This window comes from Dorea sp. ICN-14282 (assembly GCF_037890115.1).
GTDB classification, from domain to species: Bacteria; Bacillota; Clostridia; order Lachnospirales; family Lachnospiraceae; genus Dorea_B; species Dorea_B phocaeensis.
Window position 1 is genome coordinate 435,427 of record NZ_JBBKBH010000001.1, and the last position, 25,961, is coordinate 461,387.

The window sequence follows — 25,961 nt, forward strand, 5'->3', positions numbered from 1 at the left end:
TCGTTCGTCGGGAAAGAAACCGGCTGCAACAGATGAATACACAGATATACAGGAAAAGGAGAAGAATATGGGACTGATATTACCAGAAGGTTATGACCCGCGCCTCAGCGTGCGGGAAACGCAGAGTGCAATCAAATATATCCGGGATACCTTTCAGAAAGAATTTGGAAAAGAAATGAATCTGGAAAGAATTTCCGCACCGCTGTTTGTAGAAAAAAGCAGTGGATTGAATGATAACTTAAACGGCGTGGAGCGTCCGGTTCAGTTTGATATTGCGGGAATTAAGGACGAGACTGTAGAAGTTGTACAGTCTCTGGCCAAATGGAAACGAATGGCACTGAAGGAATACGGGTTTCAGCCGGGAGAAGGACTTTACACGAATATGAATGCAATTCGTCGGGATGAGGAACTTGATAATCTGCATTCCTGCTATGTCGATCAATGGGACTGGGAGCGTGTGATCACAAAGGAAGAGAGAAATGAAGAGACTTTAAAAGATACCGTTCGTACGATTTTTAAAGTCATTAAGCATATGGAACATGAAGTGTGGTATAAGTATCCGCAGGCAGTGAAGATCTTGCCGGATCAGGTAACCTTTATTACATCACAGGAGCTGGAAGACCGATATCCGGGAAAAACGCCGAAGGAAAGGGAAAACCTGATTACGAAGGAATACGGCTGCGTGTTCCTGATGAAGATCGGTGGAGAATTAAAGGGCGGAAAGCCGCATGACGGACGTGCGCCGGATTACGATGACTGGGAGTTGAATGGTGATATTCTGTTTTGGTTTGATCAGCTTGACTGTGCCCTTGAGATTTCCAGTATGGGAATCCGTGTGGACGAGAAAGCGCTGGAAGAGCAGCTGAAAAAGGCGGGATGCGAGGATCGAAAATCCCTACCGTATCACCGGATGCTTTTAAACGGAGAGCTGCCGTATACCATTGGTGGAGGAATCGGCCAGTCCAGACTTTGTATGCTTCTTCTGGATCGTGTTCATGTGGGAGAAGTGCAGGCAAGTATCTGGCCGGAGGAAATGAGACGTGTGTGTAAAGAACACAAGATTTTCCTGCTTTAGAGATAACAGGATATTGACAATTCTTTAACATTTTATTATAGTAGTAAAGAGGCGTCAGTGCACACTGGCGCCCGTAGTTTGTAGAGATTTGGAAAGAAAACAGGAGGAAGTGCCACTTATGATGAGAGGGTTGGACACAACGGTCAGAAAGATCAGAAGAAGAGTATTCAAAGAAGTCGCAATGCTGGGATTCACAGTAAATGAAGAGACTTTAAATGATGATGTGGAAGCAATTCCATATAAGATTGTAAGCGATGAATCGAACAGATACAGAGAAAGTGTATATCGTTCCCGTGCAATCATCCGGGAGCGTTTAAGACTGGCAATGGGCCTGTCCCTTCGTCCGGAAAATAAACCGGTTCATTTGACAGCGGGGATGGAAGCCAGCAATATTTCTGATAAATATTATGAGCCACCGCTTATGCAGGTGATTCCATCAGCGTGTGAGAGGTGTGCTTCCAAAGGATATAAAGTCAGTGATATGTGTAAGGGGTGTCTGGCGCATCCATGTATGGAGGTCTGTCCAAAGGGGGCAATTTCCATGGTTAACGGACGTTCCTATATTGATCCGGAAAAATGTATCAGCTGCGGAAAATGTAAATCTGTCTGTCCGTACGATGCGATTTCTAAACTGGAGCGTCCATGCGCGAAAGCCTGTGGTGTGAATGCGATTGAATCAGACAAATGTGGACGTGCATACATTAATACAGATAAATGTGTTTCCTGCGGAATGTGTATGGTAAGCTGTCCGTTTGGCGCGATTTCCGATAAGTCTCAGGTATTCCAGCTGGCCAGAGCGTTGACGGAAAAGACACCGATTATTGCTGAGATTGCACCGGCATTTGCAGGTCAGTTCGGAGACAATATTACGCCGAGAAACTTAAAGGCTGCACTTCAGGAACTGGGATTCTCAGAAGTATATGAAGTGGCGCTTGGAGCGGATATCGGTGCGATTGCAGAAGCACACCACTATGTAGAGAAGGTAGCAACAGGAGAACTGCCATTTCTTCTGACTTCCTGCTGTCCATCCTGGGCAATGCTGGCAAAGAAGTATTTCCCGGATCTGATTGGAGAGGTTTCACAGGAATTGACACCTATGGTAGCAACAGCACGTACTATTAAGAAGGAAAATCCGGATGCCAAAGTGGTATTTATCGGACCATGTGCTGCAAAGAAACTGGAAGCAATGCGCCGTACCGTGAGAAGTGATGTGGATTTCGTTATCACCTTTGAGGAGCTGCAGGCAATGTTTGATGCCAGAGATATTGATTTGACGGAATACGAGGCGGAATCGTCTTTCCACAATGCGACGGCTGCAGGACGTGGCTATGCAGTAGCCGGAGGCGTTGCAAAAGCGATTGAAGAATGCGTGAATGAATACTATCCGGATGTGGATGTTAAAATTGAGCATGCAGAAGGTCTGGCAGAATGTAAGAAGGTGCTGGCAATGGCAAAAGCAGGACGTATGGATGGATGCCTGATTGAAGGAATGGGCTGTCCGGGCGGATGTGCTGCAGGAGCCGGAACGAATCTTCAGGTGGCGAAAGCACAGAAGAAGGTACAGGAATTTGTAAAAGCTTCTTCTAAAAAACTGCCGCCGAAGGAATTAAAAGAGATTGAGCTGAATTAAGTATAAATTAGGGAAAGACAAGAAGCGGAGGGGACGTTGACAAACCCTTCGCTTCTCTTTATAATTAAACCTTAGCGTGATATATGGAATCACATACCAACTGATAAGAGAGAAAAGTGCAGGAGGATATTATGCAGAAATATGGAGTAAACGAATTAAGAAAGATGTTTTTGGAATTTTTTGAAAGTAAAGGACATCTGGCAATGAAAAGCTTTTCGCTGGTGCCTCGTAATGATAAAAGTCTTCTTTTGATTAACTCTGGAATGGCCCCGTTAAAGCCATACTTCACCGGGCAGGAGAAACCGCCGAGACAGAGAGTTACCACCTGTCAGAAGTGTATTCGTACGGGAGATATCGAAAACGTAGGAAAGACGGCAAGACACGGTACTTTTTTTGAAATGCTTGGAAATTTCTCATTTGGAGATTACTTTAAGACAGAAGCAATTCACTGGACCTGGGAATTTTTAACAGAAGTGGTAGGATTAGATCCGGATCGTTTGTATCCGTCCGTTTATGAAGAGGATGATGAGGCGTGGGAGATTTGGAATAAAGAGATCGGAATTGCGCCGGAGCGTATCTTCCGTTTTGGCAAAGCCGATAACTTCTGGGAGCACGGTGCAGGACCATGTGGGCCGTGTTCAGAGGTTTACTATGACCGCGGAGAAAAATATGGCTGCGGAAGCCCGGATTGTACCGTAGGCTGTGAATGTGACCGCTATATGGAAATTTGGAACAATGTATTTACACAGTTCGATAATGATGGACAGAATCATTATACAGAGCTGGAACAGAAGAATATTGATACGGGAATGGGACTGGAGCGTCTGGCATGTATCGTGCAGGATGTAGATTCCATGTTTGATATTGACACCATGAAGGCACTGCGAGACCATGTGTGCCGTCTGGCGGGTGTAGCATATGGAGAAAGTCCGGAAACAGACATATCATTACGTGTTATTACGGATCATATTCGTTCTGTGACCTTTATGATTTCAGATGGAATCCTTCCATCCAACAGTGGAAGAGGCTATGTGCTTCGTCGCCTTCTGCGCCGGGCAAGCCGCCATGGACGTCTTTTGGGAATTGACAGACAGTTCCTGGTAGAGCTTGCGAAGACTGTGATCGAGGGATCCAAAGATGGATATCCGGAACTGGAAGAGAAGAAAGATTTTATCTTCCAGGTAATTGTCAAAGAAGAAGAACAGTTTAATAAGACAATTGACCAGGGGCTTTCTCTTCTTGCAGATTCCATTGCGGAAATGGAGAAGAAGGGTGTGACGGTAATGTCAGGAGAAGAAGCATTCCGTCTCTACGACACTTACGGATTCCCGGTTGATCTGACGATGGAAATTCTGGAAGAAAAAGGCTTCTCTATGGATGAAGAGGGATTTGAAAAGGCTGCGAAAGAGCAGAAAGAAAAAGCAAAGGGAACCTTTGGCGAACACAACTACAGTGGAAGAGAAGCCAATGTGTATGATGAAATTGCGCCGGAAATTACCAGCAGATTCGTGGGATATGAGCAGCTTTCCTGTACGTCTAAGGTCAGCGTTCTGACCACAGAGACCCGGATTGTAGAAAGCTTGACAGATGGACAGAAGGGAACGCTGATTACAGAGGAAACTCCGTTCTATGCAACCAGCGGTGGACAGGAGGCAGATACCGGTGTCATTGAAGCGGAAGGATTTGCCTTTGCGGTAGAAGATACAGTGAAGCTTGCAGGCGGCAAGATCGGACATAAAGGACATGTTGTAACCGGTATGGTAAAGGTTGGCGATACCGTAACCTTAAAGGTAGACGAAGAAAAGAGAAGACTGTCTGCAAATAACCACAGCGCGACACATTTGTTGCAGAAAGCTCTTCGTACAGTACTGGGAAGCCATGTGGAACAGGCTGGATCTTCTGTAAATGAGGAGCGTCTCCGGTTTGACTTTACACATTTCTCAGCATTGACAGAAGAAGAAATTCAGAAAGTAGAAGCGCTGGTAAATGAACAGATCCGTGCGGCTCTTCCGGTTGTGGCAGAAAATATGCCGATTGAAGAGGCGAAAAAGACAGGCGCAGCAGCGTTGTTCGGTGAGAAATACGGCGATGTGGTACGTGTAGTAAGTATGGGAGAATTTTCCAAAGAGTTCTGCGGCGGAACCCATGTATCCAATACTAGCTCCATTATGGCCTTTAAGATTATTTCTGAGACGGGTGTAGCTGCCGGTGTCAGACGTATCGAAGCATTGACTTCTAAGGGACTTATGAACTACTATCAGCATGTGGAAGATCAGCTTCTTCATGCGGCAAAGCTCTTGAAAGCAAAACCGGATCAGTTAGCGGATAAGATTTCCCACCTGATGGCGGAAAACAAGACTCTTGGAAGCGAGGTAGAAAGCTTAAAGAGCAAGCTTGCCAAGGACGCTATGGGCGATGTGATGGATCAGGTACAGGAGATCAAAGGTGTGAAGCTTCTGGCGGTAAAACTTGCTGACGTTGATATGAATGGTCTTCGTGACCTTGGAGATCAGCTGAAAGAAAAGCTGGGCGACGGCGTGATTCTTCTTGCATCTGCGACAGGAGAAAAGGTTAGCCTGATGGCTATGGCAACGGACGCGGCAATGGCGAAAGGCGCTCATGCCGGAAATCTGATTAAAGCTTGTGCAGCCTGTGTTGGCGGAGGCGGAGGCGGACGCCCGAACATGGCTCAGGCGGGAGGAAAGAACCCTGCTGGAATAGAAGATGCACTGGCAAAAGCGGCAGAAGTACTGGATAGTCAGATCGAATCATAAAATAATTGGAAAAAGTTGTTGACGTAAGAAAAAAATATGATATAATCTTATGTAGTGCAATAAAAATACCCGAACAGTCGTATGATGCACAATACAAGACTGGAGGGGAGGTTAGGTGTGAGACTATGTCAAATGTAATCGTTAAAGAAAACGAAACGTTAGATAGCGCTTTACGCAGATTTAAAAGAAACTGTGCTAAAGCTGGTATTCAGCAGGAAATTCGTAAAAGAGAGCATTATGAGAAGCCAAGTGTAAGACGTAAAAAGAAGTCTGAAGCTGCTAGAAAGCGTAAGTATAACTAATATGTGCAGTAAATGGAGTGTTGCATTGAACAACACTCCATTTTGTTTGCCAAAAAGAAAGGGAAACAGACAATGTGGTGGAATAGAAGAATATTTGGTCTGAGCGGCTACCATGTGGTGTTATGGTTTTTGGTTTATAGTTTGATGGGATGGATTGTAGAATCTGTCTATATGTCGATCTGCAATCGGAAGCTGACCAATCGTGGGTTTGCGAAGGGACCGTTTTGTCCGATTTACGGTGTGGGCGCGCTGACAGTCTTTTTTTTGCTGCGGCCTTACAGCGATCAGCCATTTCAGTTGTTTTTGTTGGGAATGATTCTGGCAACGGCGATTGAATTTATCACGGCGGTGATTATGAATCGGATCTTTGGAGAAATCTGGTGGGATTATCGCGAAAAGCCGTTGAATTACAAAGGGATTATCTGTTTGGAAAGTTCCATTGCCTGGGGATTCTATACGCTTGGGCTGTTCTTCTTCCTTCAGAACATGGTGTCCAGTCTGGTGGATGCACTTCCTGTTCTAGTGGGAAAGGTTGGCGGAACCATGATCCTGGTAATTTATTTGTTTGATTTTTTACATGCCATGTATCAAGAAAAGAAATACCGAGGTGCTCCTATGAAGGAGTAACCTCGGTATTTCCGTTATATTCGATATCGGGAAGGAGTTCAAAATAGAAATCCTGATATTCTTTTGACAGTGCCTGAATAATAAAGTTCTGGACGATCTTAAACCGGGAAATAGAGATTTCATCACGGTCGAAGGTAATATAAACACTGATCCAGAGCTTTCGGCCGGTACGGACAATGTCGAAATACAGTTTGTCATAGCCGTAGGCATCCAGAATCGGCGTAATAATGTCCTTGATGTTCTGTACGGTTTCTTCTTCGGGAGGAAGAAGGAAGAGATCCCGAAGGCCGGTGACAACGGCGTGAATCGGGGTAGGCAGCATGCAGATGGACAGAATAATGGCAATGCACTGATCCAGATATGGAACAATGGGACGGAACCAGTCTGCATGAAGGAACATCGGAAGAAAGAAGGCGACGGTCATTCCCAGGGAAGCCGCTGTATCGATCTTCCATTCTTGAATCTCCATGGTAACAACCGGCGAAGAAAGATGCCGGTTCATGTAGGAGAGAATTGCGATAAATATGACGCTTAGGATGGCGGCAGCCAATTCAAACCAGGCAATTACGGAGAAGCTTACGTGCCTTCCGCCATGGATGATGATCTGAATATTGTTGATAATCAAACCTGCCGTCACTGCAGTCATAATAATTCCTTTTACGACGACAAACAGCGTCTCTACCTGCAGATATCCGAAGGGATGATTTTCGTTGGATGGCTTGTAAAGAAGCGGAACCAGTATAATAGATACGAAAATCATCAGAAGTTCCACGCCGTCGTATACAGAGTCTAAAAGAACCGCCTGGGAACTGGTATAAATGGCTACTGCAAGCTCCAGGATAACGAAGATCAGGTTGCCGGTCAGGGAGATCCGAAGTGCCGATTTTTCAAATTTTTCATTTTTCCTGCTGGAATGCATAAGTAGACTCCTTTCTCGGGAAAGAAGAGACAAGTCCTTCCTGAATTAGTTCCTGATAGAGTCTGCCAAGGGGCAGTCCGACGACATTGTTATAGTCGCCACGGATTTCCTTTACATGCTTGGCAAATGTCCCCTGAATACCGTAAGCACCGGCTTTGTCAAGAGGATCGCCGGATGCCACATAATCGTTTAGATCCTCTTTGCTGACAGGATAGAAGGTGACGTCTGTGCATTCCGCAAAGGATTTGTGGGAAAGCGCACCTTCTCTGCGCCAGAAAAGAGCGACGCCGGTATAGACCTGATGGGTTCGATCAGACAGCATCGAGAGCATATCAAAGGCTTCCGAGCTTCCGGCGGGCTTTCCGAGAATTTCATCCCGATATACGACAATGGTGTCGGCGCCGATGACCAGAAGATCTTCAGATGGAAGGCGGTCAAAGACGTCTTTTGCCTTCTGAGCTGCCAGATGTGTGACGATTTCTTCGGGAGAGTTTCCGGTTAAAATTTCTTCTACTTCAGAAGGGATGACTTCAAAGGGAAAGCCTGCCCGACTTAAGAGTTCTTTCCGCCTAGGAGAGGCGGAAGCTAAAATATATTTCATGGGTAAAATTCCTCCGTTTCGTTTATTTATATCTTTTTATATTAACAAATTTTAGGGAAAGTGTAAATATTGAGCAAATTATAAAGAAAGAAGGTTTGCAAAGACCAAAGGGATTTTATATAATAAAAAGATAAAGAAAAAATATGTGAATTTACAGGAGGGAACGATCATGTATATCAGCGAAATCGTAACAACACCACCGGAGAATATCAGCGAGAGAGTTCCGCTTGAACAGGAAGTATATAAAGTATTTAAAAAGCTTGGCATTCCATTTGAGCGGGTAGACAATGACCCGGCATCTTCTATGGAAGAGTGCTCCGATATCGGTAAGGTGTTTCAAGCGCCTGTCCGCAAGGATGTCTTTTTGTGTAATCAGAAGAAAACAACATTTTTCCTACTGGTAATGCCGGAAGAGAAGGCATTTGACACAGCGTCTTTCAGTAAGAAGCTTGGAGTGTCTCATATGTCTTTTGCGTCACCGGAGCATATGTGGGAGCATTTAGGAACCAAACCGGGATCCGCAAGCGTCGTTGGCCTTTTGAATGATGAGGACGACTATGTTCAGCTGATTATTGATAAAGAAGTGGCTGAGGCAGAGTATTTTGTATGTAATACCGGAATTAATACGACACATTTGAAGTTTAAAACACAGGATCTTCTGAAGAAGTTTCTGCCATATACGCACCATCGTCCAAGGATTGTAGATCTGTAAAAAGTAAGCATGAAGGTGAAGAAATATGAAACGGATAGAAAAAGAAGAGCTGGTCGCGGTGATAAACGCAAGGAGGCCGGGAGAACGCCTCTCGTTTAAAGAGAAGGAGCTTTGGAATATGGACCTTACTGGGATGGATCTTAGTGGAATGGATTTTGTGCTGAGTTCTTTTCAGAATACGGTTCTTGACGGAGTGAATTTTGAGGGGAGCAGTGTGGAGAATTCTCTGTTTGACGGCTGTTCTCTTCATGGAGTGAATTTTAAGAATGCCAATATGAGGACGGCGTCTTTTCGGGGATGCGATCTGGCAGACAGCGATATTGAGGGGGCAAATCTCTTTGGCGCTGTGCTGGAACGCGCAGACCTTAACGGAGTGCGTTTTGATGAACAGACTAGGTGGTTTCGGATGCATTGTCCGGAGACAGGACCGATTCTAGGGTATAAGAAATGCGTAAATGACCGACTGGTACAGCTTTTGATTCCGGCTGATGCAAAGAGGACCAGTGCAACGCTGCCGTCCTGCCGATGTAATAAGGCGAAAGTGCTGACGATCAAAAATTTTGATTCGACGGAAGAATATGAGGAAGCCTGGTCCCTGGTAGATGAGAACTTTGTCTACAGGAAAGGGGAATGGGTCGAAGTGAAAGATTTTAACGAAGATCGGTGGTTTGATTCTACGACAGGGATCCATTTTTGGATGAGCCGGGACGATGCGATAGGATATTAGAAGATGAAAGTCGGGGCGATGCAGTCATCCCGGAAAATAAGGAGAGTAAAAAGTATGAAGACAGCAGAAGAATTACGAGATTTATTGAACAGGATTGACCGCAGAAGCTATCCGGCATATAAGGATACCAGGGGAAGTTATCGATTCCCGGGATATGTGCTTTTTATTGATCATGTTCAAGGAGATCCTTTTGCGGCGCCGTCCAAACTCAGTATCCGGGTTCCGGGGCGTACGGCAGGGTACCCGGAAGAGCTTTATAATAATCCTGGAAAGAAGACGGCTTTGGAGGATTATCTGATTCGGAGTTTTGCGAAGAGAGCAGGGAAATTTTCGTTCCAGGCCAAAGGGTCCGGAAAGAGCGGTGTGATTCAGGTGACTCGGTGCGGGCAGGAGATTTTAAAAAGAACGGCATGTACCATTGATGCACATACAGGAGATGTTACGGTGCGGTTTGAGGTTGGATTTCCGGCTAATGGGCGTACGATTAATGCAAAAGAGCTAATCAAGATTCTTTACAATTATCTGCCAGAGTGCGTCAAAGGTGGAATTTACTACCAGAGCCAGGATGCTGTGCAGGTTCGTAAGGTGATGGAACTGGCAGAGGATCAGGCCAGTATCAGAGCGCAGCTGGAAGGAAATGGACTGGTGGCGTTCGTGTCCAATGGAAGTATCCTGCCGCGGGAATCCGGTGTATCCGGGAAACCACTGAAGGATTCCGTGCCATTTGTTTCTCCGAAAGAACTGGAGGTTACGATGGATCTTCCTTACCGGGGAAAGATTGTCGGCATGGGAATCAAAAAAGGAATTACACTGATTGTAGGCGGTGGATACCACGGGAAATCTACACTGTTAAAAGCGTTGGAAAGCGGTGTTTATCCGCATATTGCCGGGGATGGACGTGAATATGTGGTTACGGATGAAACGGCGGTGAAAGTGCGTGCGGAGGATGGAAGAAGTATTCGCAATGTAGATATTTCTATGTTTATTGGACAGCTGCCAAACGGAAAAGATACGAAATCTTTCTATACAGAGGATGCCAGCGGAAGCACATCTCAGGCAGCAAATGTAATGGAGAGTATCGAAGCGGGAAGCAAAACGCTTTTGATGGACGAAGATACCAGTGCGACCAACTTTATGGTGAGAGATGAGCTGATGCAGCGGGTGATCCACCGCGAAATGGAGCCGATTACGCCATTTATCGAACGGGTGCGCATGCTTTATGAGAAGTACAAAATTTCAACGGTACTGGTAGCGGGAAGTTCGGGCGCTTATTTTGAGGTGGCAGATACCATTATCCAGATGGATTGTTATGTACCAAGAGAGATTACGGAATTGGCAAAGGAAGAAGCAAAAGGATATCCACGGCTTCAGCTTCCGGAAGATACTCCGGTGCTTCCCGATTTTGATCGAAAGGTAAAGCCAAGCGCCGGACTTCGACAAAAAGGACGAGTAAAATTAAAGACCATGGGACGTGATGGTGTGATGCTGAATCATGAGACCATTGATCTTCGGTATGTAGAACAGCTGGCAGATGCTGAACAGTTGACGATGCTGGGACAGATTACAAGGTACCTGGAAGAAGAAGTATTTGATGGAAGAAAGACGCTTAAGCAGGCTGTGGAACAGGTGGCGGAACAGTTAGAAACCAAAGGTGCTTCGGTGGTTTGTGAAGGAAATGTACTGCCGGGAAATCTTGCATTTCCTCGCAGGCAGGAGATTTATGCATGTCTGAATCGATATCGAAAGCTTGGAACATTGGAACAGAAGGAGAGACGGCAATGAGAGTAATCGGAGGAAGCGCAAAAAGGATTCAATTAAAGACACTGGAAGGGTTGGATACCAGACCGACCACAGACCGGATCAAAGAGACGCTGTTTAATATGCTGTCTCCTTATCTCTATGACTGTATTTTCCTGGATCTTTTTTCCGGAAGCGGAGGGATTGGAATTGAGGCGTTAAGCCGTGGGGCTATGGAAGCTGTATTTGTAGAAAAGAACTCCAAAGCGATGCGGTGTATCAAAGAAAATCTAAAAGCGGTTCGCATGGAACACAAGGCGATGACCATGACGACGGATGTGATGACAGCGCTCTATAAGCTGGAAGGTGAGAAGCAGTTTGATTATATTTTCATGGATCCGCCATATGATATGGGGCTGGAGAGAAAGGTGCTGGAGTATCTGGCGGAGTCGGAGCTTCTTGCAGAAGAGGGTGTGATTGTGGTGGAAGCATCAAAGGATACAGACTTTTCTTATGCAGAGGAGCTTGGCTTTTCTGTTTTAAAAACAAAGGCTTATAAAACAAATAAACATGTGTTTTTGGAACCGTCAGGGAGGAAAGAGATATGTTAAGAGCCATTTACCCAGGAAGCTTTGATCCGGTTACGTTTGGGCATATTGATATTATCCGCAGGTCCGCATCTATGGTAGATGAACTGATTGTCGGAGTACTGAATAATAATGCAAAAATCCCGTTGTTTTCCGTAGAAGAACGTGTTAGAATGTTAGAGAAAGTATTAAAAGATATGCCAAATGTGAAATGTATTCCATTTGAGGGGTTATTAGTGGATTTTGCCCATGAGACGGGAGCCAGAATGGTGATCCGTGGACTGCGGGCAATTACAGATTTTGAATATGAACTGCAGATGGCGCAGACGAATCATAAACTTAGGCCGGACGTAGAGACCGTATTTTTGACGACAAGTCTTGAGTATTCATATTTGAGTTCTACCACAGTGAAGGAAGTAGCGGCTTTTGGAGGGGATATCTCCCAGTTTGTACCCGAGTACGTTGCCGACCGGATCAAGGAGAAGATGAAGCAAAAAGGAGAGTGTAAATCATGAGCAGCCGTATTGAACAGATTATTGAAGAGATTGAGGAGTATATCGACAGTTGTAAGTTCCAGCCGCTGTCCACATCAAAGATTATCGTGAATAAAGATCAGATGGACGAGCTGTTGCGCGAACTTAGAATGAAGACTCCGGATGAAATTAAGAGATATCAGAAGATTATAGCGAATAAAGACGCGATTTTAGCAGATGCACAGGCAAAAGCAGACAGCATGATCGAAGAAGCACAGATTCACACCAGTGAACTTGTCAGTGAGCATGAGATTATGCAGCAGGCATATGCACAGGCGAACGAGATTGTGACTGCTGCCACAGAACAGGCACAGCAGATCCTGGACAATGCTACAAATGATGCGAACGATATCCGGATTGGAGCGATGCAGTATACAGATGATCTGCTGTCAAACGCAGAGAGCATCATTGGTCATACATTGGACAGCTATACCACCAAATATGACGGACTGGTAAACTCCTTGCAGGAGTGTTATGATATGGTACGCAACAACCGTTCTGAATTAGATATTCCAGAACAGTCTCAGCGGGGGCTGGAAGCAGAGTACGGCATTTCCGATGAGGAAGAAGTCGAAGACATCGAGTACGATCTGGACGATGAGGATGAATTAGAAGAATAGATAACAAAAGGCGAGAAAGCTGGTTACGGATGCAGTAATCAGCTTTTCTGTTATATAAGGGCGAAAAGGGAGCCCGCCCTTCTTGATTATAGATCGAGTTTGGAATGCAGCGCAGAATCCACCAAAAGAAGTCAAAGTGAGGCTTCTGATGAAAATCTGTTCTGAGGAAAGAGGAAGGGAACAGATTTGCTGAATTCCGCATGTAATCTCAAGCGAGGGTACCAGCGCCGACAGGACAGGAACAGAAGCAATGTGAAATGTTTCGGCTAAGGTTGTAAGGACGGAAAAAAGCATAATGTAGCCTCCGACTTTTGTAATGGTTTCGATTCCCCGCATAATGCAGGTGTCGAGAAGATCCTCATCTTGATGGAATGGTGAGTCAATGCTTTTGGAGCCGTGAGTTTGAAAGCTTGAAGTCTGTGCAGAAGAACCAGACCGATAACGCAGACGGAACAGGAAACTGCACAGGATGGGAGACAGGATTACAATGACAAGTGCGGGAATCATAAGGGATGGATTTTTTAAATTTTGCAGAACCAGAAAGCTTATGACAAACATGGGGCTTGTATTATTGCAAAAGGATAGAAGATAGCAGGCTTCAGAGCGGGAGATAAGACCGGAAAGCAACAGATCTGTTGTGACTTTGGCACCCATTGGATATCCGCAGAGAAAGCCGGACAGGATGGCGAAAGATCCGTAGGACGAAGTTCGGAACAGCCGGGAGAACAGCCTGTTTCCGATTCGTGCGATCCAGTGGATAGCGCGGGTGTGAAGCATTAGGTCGCAGACCAGTATGAATGGCAGAAGAGTGGGCAGCACCGTATGAAACCACAATAAGAGACCGTCACTTGCGCCTTTTAGGACAGGGGCGGGGAATAAAAGCATGGTCAGAAAGAGCAGTAAGACAGAAAAAGGGAAAAGATAAGATTTCATTTTGGAGAAAATCCTTCCATTTCTTTCATTTAATTTTATTACTAAGGTTGCATTTTTATGAAAATAGTACCATAATGTGAGTATAGAATTAAATATGTCAGAAAAGAGAGGGAATATTATGGCAGTATTAGAAAATCTAGAACCTAAAAAAGTATTTCATTTTTTTGAGGAGCTGTCCGCTGTACCTCGTGAGACATTCGATATGCAGCGTATCAGTGATCACTGCGTAGCGTTTGCGAAAGAACGTGGGCTGGAAGTGATTCAGGACGACTGTCTCAATGTTATCATTCGGAAGCCGGGAACACCTGGATATGAAGACTGCGAGCCAGTGATTTTGCAGGGACATATGGATATGGTGGGTGAGAAACGACCAGGCTCCGACCATGATTTTAAGAAGGACGGATTGAAACTGTATGTAGAGGACGGATTCATTAAGGCGAAGGACACAACTCTTGGCGGAGATGACGGAATTGCCGTTGCCATGGCGATGGCGATTTTGGATAGCGATGACATTCCGCATCCTCCAATTGAAGCGCTCTTTACAGTAGACGAAGAAACCGGTATGGGCGGTGCAAATGGAATTGATATGAGTATCTTCAAAGGAAGAAAGGTTGTAAATCTTGATTCTGAGGTAGAAGGCGTGTTAACCTGTGGATGTGCTGGTGGAATTGAGTATGAGGCAGCGATTCCAGTACATAGAGAAAAGAAGGACGGAACGAAGGTTACCGTTCGCATTCATGGATTAAACGGAGGTCATTCCGGTTCTGAGATTCATCAGCAGCGTGGAAATGCGCACAAGATGATGGGACGCTTCTTGTATCGCTTAAGCAAAGAGGTGCCGTTTACACTGGTTGATATTTTCGGAGGAGCGAAGCATAACGTTATCGCCATGGAATGTGAAGCGTCTCTTATGGCTTCTGAGGAAGACGCAGAGAAAATTGCTGCAAAAGCCCAGGAAATGAAGGAAATCTGGGACCATGAATTTATGGGAGAGGAAGAAGGATTAAAAGTAGATGTTGACATGAAGGCAGGCGCGTCAGAAGATGCCTGTGATAAAGATTCTACCGGACGTGTAATCGGATTCCTTGCAGGATGTCCAAATGGTCTGCAGGAATACAGCCGTAAATTAAAAGGAATTGTAGAGACTTCTCTGAATATCGGTGTAGTTGATACACAGGCAGATTGCATTAAGATGGGTCATTTGATCCGAAGCTCTGTGGAGAGCCGGAAAGTGCAGCTGAAAGAACAGCTGGATCTTTGTGCAGAACTTGCAGGCGGAACGGGAAGAATCATCAGTCAGTATCCTGCATGGCAGTTTGATCCGGATTCTGAACTGAGAAAAATTATGGTAGAAAGCTTCCGGGAAGTTTACGGAAGAGAACCGGAAGTTTCCGTAGTTCATGCTGGACTGGAGTGTGGAATTTTCCTTGGAAAACGTCCGGATCTGGATTGTGTATCCATTGGACCGGATCTTCCGGATATTCATTCCTTTAATGAGCGGATGGATATTGCGTCCGCTCAGAGAACTTGGGAATATTTAAAGACGATTTTGAAAAACTGTAAATAAAGAATAAGGCGTACAGCCGGTTTCCTGTAGAGACATAGGAAACCGGCTGTTTTCATATATTGATAAAGAAAAAATAAGAGGAAGGAACAGAGATGCGTTATCAGTCCTCAGGGAAAATGATGGTACTGATCTTTCTCCTTGCACTGTTTTCTGTTCTTGGAGCACAGCAGGCGAAGGATCAGGCGCGTAAGTTTACGCAGCAGAAAAAAACGACGGAGGACCCTTGGTTTCGACAGGAATTCTTTTCAGAGCAAATGCGGGCGCAGCGGGAAGTTCTTTCGCCATCGTGCAAACATTTCTTAGAGCAGGTGGAAAAAGAGATCACCTATTATCCGGTTCCGGAGTCCTCGGTGGATCCATCTCTTACGGTTTCTTATGAAAACGGATGGATGGCAGAGCGGAAATATAAAGATACACATGCGCATGAGGGAACGGATCTTATGGCGGCAAGACAGGAGAGTGGAATTTATCCGGTTATTAGTATCACGAATGGAACGGTGACGAATATCGGATGGCTTGAGAAAGGCGGATATCGGGTGGGAATTACATCGGATAGCGGCACGTATTACTACTATGCGCATTTGGAATCTTATGCCAATTTAAAAAAGGGGGATTCGATACGGGCGGGTCAGCTTCTTGGCTATATGGGGGATTCCGGATATGGGCCGGAAGGAACGACAGGCCAGTTTGCGGTGCATCTGCATCTTGGGATTTATTCTTATGAAAATGGCAAAGAAAATAGCGTAAATCCTTATTATGTACTACGTTTTTTAGAAAATAAGAAATTAAAATACGCATATTCCTAGAGTTATACACGGGAATATGTTATACTTATTTGATCATGTTTGATCATGTGATAGAGAAATTACGACGATACACATATGGAGGAAGAGCGATGAACCTGCCAGGTGCATTTGAAGAGAAAATGAAAGAACTCTTAGGAGAAGAGTTTGACGAATATATTGCTTGTTACGAAGAACCGAGATATTATGGGCTTCGTGTCAACACACAGAAGATTTCCGTGGAGGAATTCCAGAAGATCTGTCCTTTTGAAATCCATCCGATTCCATGGATTTCCAATGGTTTTTATTATGATGGTGACAAAGTGTCTCCGTCCAGACATCCGTACTATTTTGCGGGGCTTTATTATCTGCAGGAGCCAAGCGCTATGACGCCGGCAGACCGTCTGCCGATCGAGCTGGGAGACCGAGTGCTGGACGTGTGTGCGGCTCCGGGTGGAAAGGCGACGGAGCTGGGGGCGAAGCTTGCGGGACACGGAATGCTGGCCGCCAACGATATCAGTAATTCCAGAGCGAAAGGTTTGCTGAAGAATATCGAGGTGTTCGGAATCGGAAACGTGCTGGTGCTTAGCGAAGAGCCAGGGAAACTGATGGACTATTTTCCGGAATACTTTGATAAGATTTTAATCGATGCACCCTGTTCTGGAGAGGGGATGTTTCGAAAGGATAAGAAAATGGTCCGGGCATGGGAAGAACATGGCCCAGAATTTTTCAGTAATATCCAGAAGAGCATCGTGCTTCAGGCGGCACATATGCTGCGGAAAGGCGGTATGATGCTGTATTCTACCTGTACCTTTGACAGCCGGGAAAATGAACAGATTATCGAGCATCTTTTAGAACATTGTCCGGAATTTCGGATTCTTCCTATAAAGCCTTATGAAGGATTCTGCCCGGGGCGGCCGGGACTTACGAAGTCTGGGATGAAAGACATCGAAAAGACTGTTAGAATCTTCCCACATAAGATGAAAGGGGAAGGACACTATTTGGCCTTGCTGCAAAAAGGTGAGAAAAAAGAAGTGGCAGAAGAAACCGGAAAGCCAAAGAAAAAAACACGGAAACTTCCGGAGGAACTGGAAACATTTTTTGCCCATGTATCTTGGAAATTGGACCCTTCCAGACTTGATATTCATGGAGAGAGAATTTACTATATGCCGGAGAATCTGCCTGCGGTAAAAGGAATCCGATTCCTTAGGACAGGACTTCTCTTAGGGGAACTCAAAAAGAACCGCTTTGAACCAAGTCAGGCATTGGCGATGGCGCTAAAAAAGGAAGACTATGACTTTTGTATTGATTTGAAAGCAGAGGATGAACGAGTGACCCGTTATCTGAAAGGGGAGACACTGGATGTGGAAGATTTGGCAGGAAGTAAGGAGAAAGGCTGGTATCTGGTCTGTGTAGACGGATATCCTCTTGGATTTGGAAAGCTGGCCGGAGGCGTATTAAAGAATAAATACCTGCCGGGATGGAGGCTTTGCTGATGATGCGGCTGGATAAATATCTTGCAGATATGGGCGTGGGAACCAGACAGGAAGTGAAAAAAAGGATCCGTCAGGGACAGGTACGCGTAAATGATGAAATCGTGCGGGCTCCGGAGAGAAAGATTTCCGATTCTGACCAGGTGTTCTGTGATGGAATACAGGTATCTTATGTTACGCATGAATATTATATGTTAAATAAACCTTCCGGCGTGGTTTCTGCAACGGAAGATGCTTCCTGTCGGACGGTGATTGATTTGATTGCGGATCGAAAGAGAAAGGATTTATTCCCGGTTGGAAGACTTGACAAAGATACGGAAGGGCTTCTTTTAATCACCAATGACGGGGAGTTGGCTCATCGGCTGTTATCTCCGAAGAAACATGTAGATAAGGTCTACTATGCCAAAGTATCAGGAATTGTGTCGGAAGAAGATAAGGCGGCATTTCTGCAGGGAGTAAATATCGGAACGAAAGAGAAGGAAGAATGGACCAGACCCGGGGAGCTGCAGATCCTGGAGGTAGGAGAAGAGGTTTCCACGATTCGTCTTACCATCCGGGAAGGAAAATATCATCAGGTAAAGCGAATGTTCCAGGCAGTTGGAAAGGAAGTACTTTATCTGAAACGGGAATCTATGGGAACCCTTACGCTGGATCCCTTACTTACGCCGGGATCATACCGTGCGTTAACAGAAAAGGAGCAAAAAGAACTTGGAAAAGAAGTTGGATTGTAATCAATCGGAAAATCAGATGCTTGAGGAGATAGATAGTATTATTTTTGACGTGGATGGAACGCTTTTGGATTCTATGTGGATCTGGCCATCTATCGATGATGACTATCTGGAGAAATATCATTTGACGAAACCAGAGCGTTTCCATGAGAATATGGAAGGAATGAGCTACACAGAAGCAGCTCACTATTTTCTTGAAGTGTTTCCAGATCTTCCATTTACCCCGCAGGAAGTTATGGAAGAGTGGATGGAAATGGTCTATGACAAATACATGACGCAAGTAGAATTAAAAACCGGAGCAAGAGAGTTTATTGAGAGAATGCGAGACCAGGGAAAGACCATTGGAATTGCAACCAGCAATGCCAGAGAATTGGTTCTTGACACGCTGGAGTCATTGGGAATCCGTCATCTGTTCGATTCCGTACACAGCGCCTGCGAGGTGGAAGCGGGAAAGCCGTCTCCGGCAGTTTACCTGTTGGTGGCGGAAGATCTGGGAGTAGATCCATCCAGGTGTCTGGTTTTTGAAGATGTCCCGATGGGGATTTTGGCGGGAAAGAATGCGGGAATGAGAGTCTGCGCTGTGGAAGATGCATTTTCCAGTCCTCAGGTTCAAAAGAAACGAGAGCTGGCAGACTACTACATTCAGGATTACACCGAGATTGAAAAGAGAACATACGAGGTATTATAAATGGAAAAAGGATTTTTGCCGATATGTAGACGGGATATGGAAGAGATGGGGATCAAGCAGCTGGACTTTGTCTATGTGTCCGGAGATGCATACGTGGATCATCCGTCTTTTGGTCATGCGATTATTATGCGTACATTGGAAGCACATGGCTATACAGTGGGCATCATTGCGCAGCCGGACTGGAAAGACAAAACGAGTATTATGGAATTTGGAGAGCCAAGGCTTGGATTTCTGGTGTCCAGCGGAAACATGGACTCCATGGTAAATCATTATTCTGTGTCAAAGAAACGTCGAAAAACAGACGCCTACACACCGGGAGGAGTGATGGGAAAGCGGCCGGATTATGCGGTGGTTGTATATAGTAACCTGATTCGCCAGGTATATAAGCATACGCCGATTATTCTGGGAGGAATTGAAGCGAGTCTTAGACGTCTGGCGCATTATGATTACTGGTCGGATAAGCTGAAGCGTTCCATTCTTTTGGATTCAGGGGCCGATCTTTTATCCTATGGAATGGGAGAGCGTTCCATTGTGGAGATTGCAGAAGCACTGGACAGTGGAATTGATGTGAAGGATCTAACGTTTGTTCCGGGGACTGTTTACAAGACCAAGAGTATGGACAGCGTCTACGATGCGCTGACCCTTCCGGGATATGACGAACTGAAGGCGGACAAGCTTATATACGCTCGCAGTTTTTATACCCAGTACTGCAACACCGATCCTTTCAGTGGGAAGAGGCTGGTTGAGCCATATGGAGAACATCTTTATGTAGTGCAGAATCCTCCGGCAAAGCCGTTAAGTCAGTCGGAAATGGATCGTGTCTATAGTTATCCATATATGAGAACTTATCATCCGTCTTACGAAGAGAAGGGCGGCGTTCCGGCGATTTCTGAAGTGAAATTCAGTCTGATCAGCAACCGGGGGTGCTTTGGCGGATGCAGCTTCTGTGCGCTGACCTTCCATCAGGGAAGAATTATTCAAACCAGAAGCCATGAGTCGCTTCTTGCAGAGGCAGGACAGTTTATCTGGGACAAGGACTTCAAGGGTTATATTCACGACGTAGGAGGGCCGACGGCTAACTTCAGACATCCATCCTGTGAAAAGCAGTTAGAGCATGGCGCCTGTAAGACGAAGCAGTGTCTGTTCCCAAGACCTTGCAAGAATCTAAATGTGGATCATAAGGACTATATTGTGTTGCTTCGAAAATTGCGGGAACTGCCGAATGTAAAGAAGGTATTTATCCGGTCAGGAATCCGGTTCGATTATGTGATGGCAGATCAGGATGATACCTTTTTCAGGGAGCTTTGTAAATATCATGTCAGCGGACAACTGAAAGTGGCGCCGGAACACGTCTCCGACGCAGTTCTGACACGCATGGGCAAACCGGAAAACAGCGTATATCAGGCATTTACGAAGAAATATAAGAAAATCAATCAGGAGATTCATAAGGAACAATACCTGGTTCCTTATCTGATGTCCTCCCATCCGGGTTCTACGATGAAAGAAGCCGTAGAGCTTGCAGAATATCTGCGGGATCTTGGCTATATGCCGGAACAGGTACAGGATTTCTATCCGACGCCGTCTACTCTTTCTACGTGTATGTATTATACTGGTGTGGATCCCAGGGATATGAAACCGGTCTATGTGCCGCGCAATCCCCATGAGAAGGCGATGCAGCGTGCGTTGATTCAGTATCGGAATCCAAAAAATTATGATTTGGTGCTGGAGGCGTTAAAAAAAGCAGGGCGTATGGATCTGGTGGGGTATGACAAACATTGTCTAATTCGTCCAAGACAAAAGGACGGTCGCACCCAGGCATTTTCGGGTAAAAATCCAGGAGGCAAAACCAGATCTTCTGATAGGAAAACGTTCGTCGGAAAAGAACAACGGAAAAAACGGACGATTCGGAATGTCCATAAAAAGAAGACGAAGAAATAGGACAGCGAAAAAGAAAAGAGGAGGGCCAGGATGAAGATCGCAGTGATTACAGGCGCCTCTTCCGGAATGGGAAGAGAGTTTGCTGTTCAAGTCTCTAAGCTTTATCGAAATCTAGATGAGATCTGGGTGGTTGCCAGACGTACGGAAAGGTTAGAGGAATTAAAGAAAAAGCTTACGGTTCCGGTGCGGATTTTTGACGGAGATCTGGGACGGGATTATATCTATGAGCGAATTGAAAAATCCCTGGATCAAAAACAGGCAAAGATCCGGCTTTTGGTAAATGCTGCCGGATATGGAAAGATGGGGCTTACGGAAAAGCTGGATTCTTTGGATCTGTGCGGAATGATTCAGCTTAACTGCATAGCTCTTACGAAGATGACACATCTTTGTCTTCCTTATATGGAGCGGGGAGCGAGGGTGGTTCAGGTTGCATCAGCTGCAGCCTTTGCGCCGCAGCCTGGATTTGCCGTTTATGCAGCCAGTAAATCTTATGTCTATAGTTTTTCCAGAGCTCTTCGCATGGAATTAAAGAAGCATGGAATTTCGGTGACGGCTGTGTGTCCGGGACCGGTAGATACAGAGTTTTTTGATCGCGCAGGAAGTCTTCCGGGTAAAGGAAAAGAAGGTCTTCTTGCAGAGGAAGCAAGTGTTGTGCGTCTGGCGCTTCTTGATGCTGTTTGGAGAAAACCGGTATCCGTCTATGGAAGTACCATGAAGCTTTGCCGGATTGGAGCAAAGATTCTACCGGACGGTATTCTTGCATGGGCGATGAAGAAGCTCAATCAGGTTTAGAAAAGATGAAAAAGAAGATAGACGAGGAGTGTACAAGAGACGATGAAAATAGAAAAAGGACAGCCGGGATATATTAAAGCAAGAAAGATGCGGTATCTGCTTTATGCAGTCGTTGAGTTCGCCATGGTGGCGGCTGTATTCATTTTAGGATATGTTCAGACCAAGAGCAGATTGAATCTTTTTACGGTACTTGCCATTATTGGATGTCTTCCGGCAGCCAAGATGCTGGTGGAGTTTATTACAATGGCTCCTTATAAGAGCATAGATACGGCAATTTGCAAAGAGATTGAAGAAAAAGCACCATTGTTGATTCGGATTTATGATCTGATTATTACCAGTAGCGAAAAGGTGATGCCGGTGGATGCAATTGTAATTGCAGATCATGTGGTGTGCGGATATACCAGCAGTGCGAAAACGGATGAGAACCGACTGGCAAGAGATATCAAGCAGGCTCTTAAAAACCAGCATTATGAGAAGATTACAGTAAAGATTTTCCATGATTATAAGGCGTTTCTTGCACGGGCAGAGGGTATGAATAATATCGCTTCCGTGGAACGGCCGCAGCATCGAAAGAAAGAGCGGGCAATTCGAGATATTATAAAGAGTTTATCAATGTAGAAGGCAGATTATGAAAGAAATACAGATTGGACCAAATGAGGCAGGACAAAGGCTGGATAAGCTTTTGAAAAAATACTTAAAAGAAGCGCCTGGAAGCTTCCTGTACAAGATGCTTCGCAAGAAGAACATCGTATTAAACGGGAAGAAGGCAACGGGCAGCGAGAAACTAGCAGAGGGCGACAGTGTCAAACTCTTTTTGGCGGATGAGACGATTGGGAAGTTTACAGGAAGCCTGCAAAGTACGAAGGGGCAGTGTTTTGATGAACAGAAGGCGGCAGATATTTCTTTTTCTGTCGTGTATGAAGATCAGGATCTGCTGCTTCTTAACAAGCCGGAAGGTCTTCTGTCTCAGAAGGCGAAGAAGGGCGATATCTCTGTGGCAGATCAGGTTGTGCAATATCTGGTGCAGACCGGGAGCTTGACTTCTGCTCAGCTTGAGACATTTACTCCGTCTATCTGTAACCGGTTAGACCGTAATACCAGTGGTCTGATTGCAGCAGGAAAGAGCCTGGCCGGATTGCAGAGAATGGGGGAACTGCTTCAGAATCGGACACTGGAGAAATACTATTTGTGTATTGTAAAAGGGAAAATTACGCAGCCGGAACATCTAAAAGGCTATTTAAAAAAAGATTCCAGAACCAACCAGGTAACAATATCCAAAAGAGGGGATGGGGAAGCGCAGGCAATTGAGACTGAATACATGCCGATTGCATGGCAGGATCAGATGACTCTTTTGAAGGTGCATCTGATTACCGGAAAGACGCATCAGATCCGTGCCCATCTGGCAGCCTGCGGACATCCCCTTTTGGGAGATTATAAGTATGGGGATGCCGGGTGGAATCAGAAATATAAAAAGCAGTACAAAGTAGAATCCCAGCTTCTGCATGCCTATGAACTGAAGTTCCCGGCAATGGAAGAACGATTTGAAGCGTGGTCAGAAAGTGTTCACAGAGCAGCGGTACCACAGAAGTTTTGGAGACTGATAAAGGAGACAGCATGGGAACATGGAACTCAAGAGGCCTTAGAGGTTCAACATTAGAAGAAATGGTTAACCGGACCAATGACTGGTATCTGGAGCGTGGTCTTGCACTGATTCAGAAGATACCGACCCCGATTACACCTGTGAAGATGGATAAAGAACATCGTCAGATTACATTGGCATACTTTGATAAAAGAAGTACCATTGACTATATCGGCGCAGTGCAGGGAATTCCCGTTTGTTTTGACGCGAAGGAATGTGTGGCTGAGACGTTTCCACTGCAGAATATCCATGAGCATCAGGTGGAGTTTATGAGGCAGTTCGAGCGCCAGGATGGAATTGCCTTTCTGCTCATTTATTATACGGCGAAAAATAAGCTTTACTACATGCGGTTTCAGGAACTTTTGAAGTTTTGGGATCGCGCTCAAAACGGCGGCAGAAAGAGTATTCGTTTTGAAGAACTAGACGAAGAATTTTTTATGGATTTTTATCGGGGATACTATATTCCCTATTTGGATGCCGTCAACCAAGATCTAGAATTGCGGGATAATCCGGACAAAGACATTGACAAAAAGGAATAAAATGCGTATAATTTTCCCATAAAACGCAGTTTAATATGGTAGCATACTAAAGTGAAGACATCAATTATTACCGGGAGGAACTATGAAAAAAAGACTGCATACACCGGAGGGAGTCCGGGATATATATAATGTAGAATGTGGAAAGAAGCTGGCGTTGGAATCACGGCTGAAAAAAGTATTTCATCTTTATGGGTACCATGATATCCAGACGCCTACATTTGAATATTTTGATGTGTTCCGGGAGGAAATCGGTACAACACCTTCCAGAGAATTGTATAAATTCTTTGACAAGGAAGGAAATACACTGGTGCTTCGACCGGATATTACACCGTCCATCGCCAGGGCATCGGCAACACTTTTTGAAGAGGAAGAGCTTCCGATTCGCCTGTGCTATACAGGCAATACCTTTATCAATCATTCCAGCTATCAGGGGCGTCCCAAGGAGACGACGCAGATGGGTGCAGAGCTTATTGGCGATGATTCTGTGGAAGCCGATGCGGAGATGCTGGCTCTCGTGATTGAATCCATGTTGACGATTGGACTTAAGGAGTTTCAGTTAAGCTTAGGAGATGTGGATTTCTTCCAGAGTCTTATTGAAGATGCCTGCTTGGACGAAGAGGCTAAGGATCGGGTCTGTGAGCTGATCAGCAATCATAATTATTATGGAGTTGAAGAATTTCTGGACAGTATTCAGGTGAAACGAAGCTCGAAAGAAGCATTTGCTTCTTTGGGAGAACTGGTAGGAGGCGTTGAAGTCCTTGCCCATGCAAGAGATATTGCCCCGAATTCCAAGGGAATCATGGCGTTGAAACGTCTGGAAAAAATCTATGATACGCTGAAGCTTTATGGTGTGGAGAAGTTTATTACTTTTGATTTGAGCATGACAGGAACATATGGGTATTATACAGGGATCATTTTCCAGGGATATACGTTCGGAACGGGAGATGCAATTGTCAAAGGCGGACGTTATGATCATCTGCTGGAGAAATTCGGAAAGCAGTCTCCGTCGATCGGATTCGTCATTGTCGTTGATGAATTGATGAATGCGCTGATCCGCCAGAAAATTCGCATTGTATACACGAGAAAGAATACGATTATTCTGTACGATGAAGGAAGACAAAGAGAGGCGATCGCGTTGGCGAAGGATCTAAGGCGAAAAGCTAAGAATACCGAGATGATCAAGAAGTCAAAAGAAAAGCTTTTGGAAGAGTACGTCGAATACGGAAGAGAATATTATGCCGGAAATCTGATTTACATGAAGAAAAATGGAGAAATTACCATGATCAATCTTGTAACAGGAGATCATAAGATTCTGGGAAGTAAAGACAAAAATGCAGAGAATTAAGCACGAATAGGAGTTAGACAACATGAGATATTTGACATTTGCACTGGGAAAAGGGCGGTTGGCGTACCAGACTCTGGAGCTGTTTGAAAAAATCGGAATTACCTGCGAAGAAATGAAAGACCCTAATTCACGCAGATTGATTTTTACAAACGAAGAGCTGAAACTCCGCTTTTTTCTCGCAAAAGGGCCGGATGTGCCGGTTTATGTAGAGTATGGCGCCGCAGATATCGGAGTGGTCGGAAAAGATGTAATACTGGAAGCGGGAAGGAAGGTCCATGAAGTGCTGGATCTTGGATATGGAAATTGCAGGATGTGTGTCTGCGGGCATAAAGATGCAGCAGAGCTTTTGAAACATCGGGAATTGATCCGTGTTGCGACGAAGTATCCCAATATTGCCAAGGATTATTTCTATAACACGAAGCATCAGACGGTAGAACTGATCAAGCTGAATGGTTCCATTGAACTGGCGCCCATTGTTGGGTTGTCTGAGGTGATTGTAGACATCGTGGAGACGGGCTCCACATTAAAGGAAAATGGCCTAGAGGTTTTGGAAGAGATTTGCCCGCTGTCAGCGAGGATGATCGTTAATCCTGTCAGTATGCGGCTGGAAAGCGAACGGATTAAAGAACTTTTGATGCGCCTTCGGGCACAGGTGATTCGTTAACACAAATCC

The 25,961-nt window shown here is 45.2% G+C and carries 26 protein-coding genes; 23 read left to right on the plus strand and 3 right to left on the minus strand.

Translation table 11 applies throughout. The features are described 5' to 3' along the window. Positions 1-67: 67 nt before the first annotated feature. The 5 genes from asnA (at position 68) to WKT00_RS02105 (ending at position 6,408) form a co-directional block, all read left to right on the plus strand. Positions 68-1,075: an aspartate--ammonia ligase gene (asnA, locus tag WKT00_RS02085; RefSeq protein WP_101694380.1), complete on the plus strand. Its 1,008-nt coding sequence runs from the start codon at positions 68-70 to the stop codon at positions 1,073-1,075. Between the two features lie 118 nt (positions 1,076-1,193). Further along, a complete protein-coding gene (locus tag WKT00_RS02090) occupies positions 1,194-2,705 on the plus strand; it encodes a 4Fe-4S dicluster domain-containing protein (RefSeq protein WP_101694379.1) in 1,512 nt (503 codons plus the stop codon). Between the two features lie 131 nt (positions 2,706-2,836). Further along, positions 2,837-5,479 carry an alanine--tRNA ligase gene (gene alaS, locus WKT00_RS02095; RefSeq protein ID WP_101694378.1) on the plus strand — a complete coding sequence of 881 codons (2,643 nt, stop codon included), beginning with the start codon at positions 2,837-2,839 and terminating at the stop codon, positions 5,477-5,479. 125 nt (positions 5,480-5,604) lie between these two features. Further along, positions 5,605-5,781: a 30S ribosomal protein S21 gene (gene rpsU, locus WKT00_RS02100; protein ID WP_004054229.1), complete on the plus strand. Its 177-nt coding sequence runs from the start codon at positions 5,605-5,607 to the stop codon at positions 5,779-5,781. A gap of 72 nt (positions 5,782-5,853) precedes the next feature. Beyond that, positions 5,854-6,408 carry a putative ABC transporter permease gene (locus tag WKT00_RS02105; protein ID WP_101694377.1) on the plus strand — a complete coding sequence of 185 codons (555 nt, stop codon included), beginning with the start codon at positions 5,854-5,856 and terminating at the stop codon, positions 6,406-6,408. Here WKT00_RS02105 and WKT00_RS02110 read toward each other — a convergent pair. Beyond that, positions 6,395-7,327 (minus strand): cation diffusion facilitator family transporter, encoded by a 933-nt coding sequence (locus WKT00_RS02110; protein WP_101694376.1) that lies wholly within the window; start codon positions 7,325-7,327, stop codon positions 6,395-6,397. The genes WKT00_RS02105 and WKT00_RS02110 overlap by 14 nt on opposite strands. Beyond that, positions 7,305-7,928, minus strand: coding sequence for a Maf family protein (locus WKT00_RS02115; RefSeq protein WP_101694375.1), 624 nt, complete (start codon positions 7,926-7,928; stop codon positions 7,305-7,307). The genes WKT00_RS02110 and WKT00_RS02115 overlap by 23 nt, the downstream gene beginning before the upstream one ends. Positions 7,929-8,097: 169 nt before the next feature. Here WKT00_RS02115 and WKT00_RS02120 point away from each other — a divergent pair, with 169 nt between their 5' ends. Genes WKT00_RS02120 through WKT00_RS02145 form a run of 6 tightly spaced genes read left to right on the plus strand, consistent with a single transcriptional unit; the run spans position 8,098 to position 12,844 of the window. After that, entirely contained in the window at positions 8,098-8,640 is a 543-nt protein-coding gene (locus WKT00_RS02120; protein ID WP_101694374.1) for a prolyl-tRNA synthetase associated domain-containing protein, read from the plus strand. A 25-nt stretch (positions 8,641-8,665) separates the two neighbouring features. Further along, complete coding sequence (locus WKT00_RS02125) at positions 8,666-9,367, plus strand: pentapeptide repeat-containing protein (protein WP_101694373.1); 702 nt, start codon at positions 8,666-8,668, stop codon at positions 9,365-9,367. A 54-nt stretch (positions 9,368-9,421) separates the two neighbouring features. After that, positions 9,422-11,149 (plus strand): ABC-ATPase domain-containing protein, encoded by a 1,728-nt coding sequence (locus tag WKT00_RS02130; RefSeq protein ID WP_340260640.1) that lies wholly within the window; start codon positions 9,422-9,424, stop codon positions 11,147-11,149. Next, positions 11,146-11,715, plus strand: coding sequence for a 16S rRNA (guanine(966)-N(2))-methyltransferase RsmD (gene rsmD, locus WKT00_RS02135; protein ID WP_101694371.1), 570 nt, complete (start codon positions 11,146-11,148; stop codon positions 11,713-11,715). Before WKT00_RS02130 ends, rsmD begins: the two co-directional genes overlap by 4 nt. Further along, positions 11,709-12,206, plus strand: coding sequence for a pantetheine-phosphate adenylyltransferase (coaD, locus tag WKT00_RS02140; RefSeq protein ID WP_101694370.1), 498 nt, complete (start codon positions 11,709-11,711; stop codon positions 12,204-12,206). Before rsmD ends, coaD begins: the two co-directional genes overlap by 7 nt. Continuing rightward, complete coding sequence (locus WKT00_RS02145) at positions 12,203-12,844, plus strand: ATPase (RefSeq protein WP_101694369.1); 642 nt, start codon at positions 12,203-12,205, stop codon at positions 12,842-12,844. The genes coaD and WKT00_RS02145 overlap by 4 nt, the downstream gene beginning before the upstream one ends. Here WKT00_RS02145 and WKT00_RS02150 read toward each other — a convergent pair. Then, complete coding sequence (locus WKT00_RS02150) at positions 12,833-13,777, minus strand: transporter (protein WP_101694368.1); 945 nt, start codon at positions 13,775-13,777, stop codon at positions 12,833-12,835. The two genes, WKT00_RS02145 and WKT00_RS02150, sit on opposite strands and share 12 nt — an antisense overlap. A gap of 118 nt (positions 13,778-13,895) precedes the next feature. Here WKT00_RS02150 and WKT00_RS02155 point away from each other — a divergent pair, with 118 nt between their 5' ends. From WKT00_RS02155 to hisG, 12 genes are all read left to right on the plus strand, one after another. Further along, positions 13,896-15,344 carry an aminoacyl-histidine dipeptidase gene (locus tag WKT00_RS02155; protein WP_101694367.1) on the plus strand — a complete coding sequence of 483 codons (1,449 nt, stop codon included), beginning with the start codon at positions 13,896-13,898 and terminating at the stop codon, positions 15,342-15,344. Between the two features lie 92 nt (positions 15,345-15,436). Then, a complete protein-coding gene (locus tag WKT00_RS02160; RefSeq protein ID WP_101694366.1) occupies positions 15,437-16,150 on the plus strand; it encodes a M23 family metallopeptidase in 714 nt (237 codons plus the stop codon). Positions 16,151-16,239: 89 nt separating this feature from the next. After that, positions 16,240-17,622, plus strand: a complete 1,383-nt coding sequence (locus WKT00_RS02165) for an RsmF rRNA methyltransferase first C-terminal domain-containing protein (protein ID WP_340260644.1) — start codon at positions 16,240-16,242, stop codon at positions 17,620-17,622. Next, entirely contained in the window at positions 17,622-18,350 is a 729-nt protein-coding gene (locus tag WKT00_RS02170) for a pseudouridine synthase (protein ID WP_242962625.1), read from the plus strand. Before WKT00_RS02165 ends, WKT00_RS02170 begins: the two co-directional genes overlap by 1 nt. Before the next feature lie 16 nt (positions 18,351-18,366). Continuing rightward, positions 18,367-19,035: an HAD-IA family hydrolase gene (locus tag WKT00_RS02175; RefSeq protein WP_101694760.1), complete on the plus strand. Its 669-nt coding sequence runs from the start codon at positions 18,367-18,369 to the stop codon at positions 19,033-19,035. After that, complete coding sequence (locus WKT00_RS02180) at positions 19,036-20,973, plus strand: YgiQ family radical SAM protein (RefSeq protein WP_340260647.1); 1,938 nt, start codon at positions 19,036-19,038, stop codon at positions 20,971-20,973. A 30-nt stretch (positions 20,974-21,003) separates the two neighbouring features. Next, the gene (locus tag WKT00_RS02185; protein ID WP_101694362.1) at positions 21,004-21,765 is read left to right on the plus strand and encodes an SDR family NAD(P)-dependent oxidoreductase; all 762 of its coding nucleotides are present in this window, start codon (positions 21,004-21,006) and stop codon (positions 21,763-21,765) included. 42 nt (positions 21,766-21,807) lie between these two features. Beyond that, positions 21,808-22,383, plus strand: coding sequence for a hypothetical protein (locus WKT00_RS02190; RefSeq protein ID WP_101694361.1), 576 nt, complete (start codon positions 21,808-21,810; stop codon positions 22,381-22,383). Between the two features lie 10 nt (positions 22,384-22,393). Beyond that, positions 22,394-23,422, plus strand: coding sequence for an RluA family pseudouridine synthase (locus tag WKT00_RS02195; RefSeq protein WP_340260650.1), 1,029 nt, complete (start codon positions 22,394-22,396; stop codon positions 23,420-23,422). Further along, on the plus strand, positions 23,380-23,943 hold the full coding sequence (locus WKT00_RS02200; protein ID WP_101694359.1) for a Holliday junction resolvase RecU: 564 nt from the start codon (positions 23,380-23,382) through the stop codon (positions 23,941-23,943). The genes WKT00_RS02195 and WKT00_RS02200 overlap by 43 nt, the downstream gene beginning before the upstream one ends. Before the next feature lie 82 nt (positions 23,944-24,025). After that, a complete protein-coding gene (gene hisZ / locus WKT00_RS02205; RefSeq protein WP_173814238.1) occupies positions 24,026-25,288 on the plus strand; it encodes an ATP phosphoribosyltransferase regulatory subunit in 1,263 nt (420 codons plus the stop codon). 22 nt (positions 25,289-25,310) lie between these two features. Beyond that, on the plus strand, positions 25,311-25,952 hold the full coding sequence (hisG, locus tag WKT00_RS02210) for an ATP phosphoribosyltransferase (RefSeq protein WP_101694357.1): 642 nt from the start codon (positions 25,311-25,313) through the stop codon (positions 25,950-25,952). Positions 25,953-25,961: the final 9 nt, after the last annotated feature.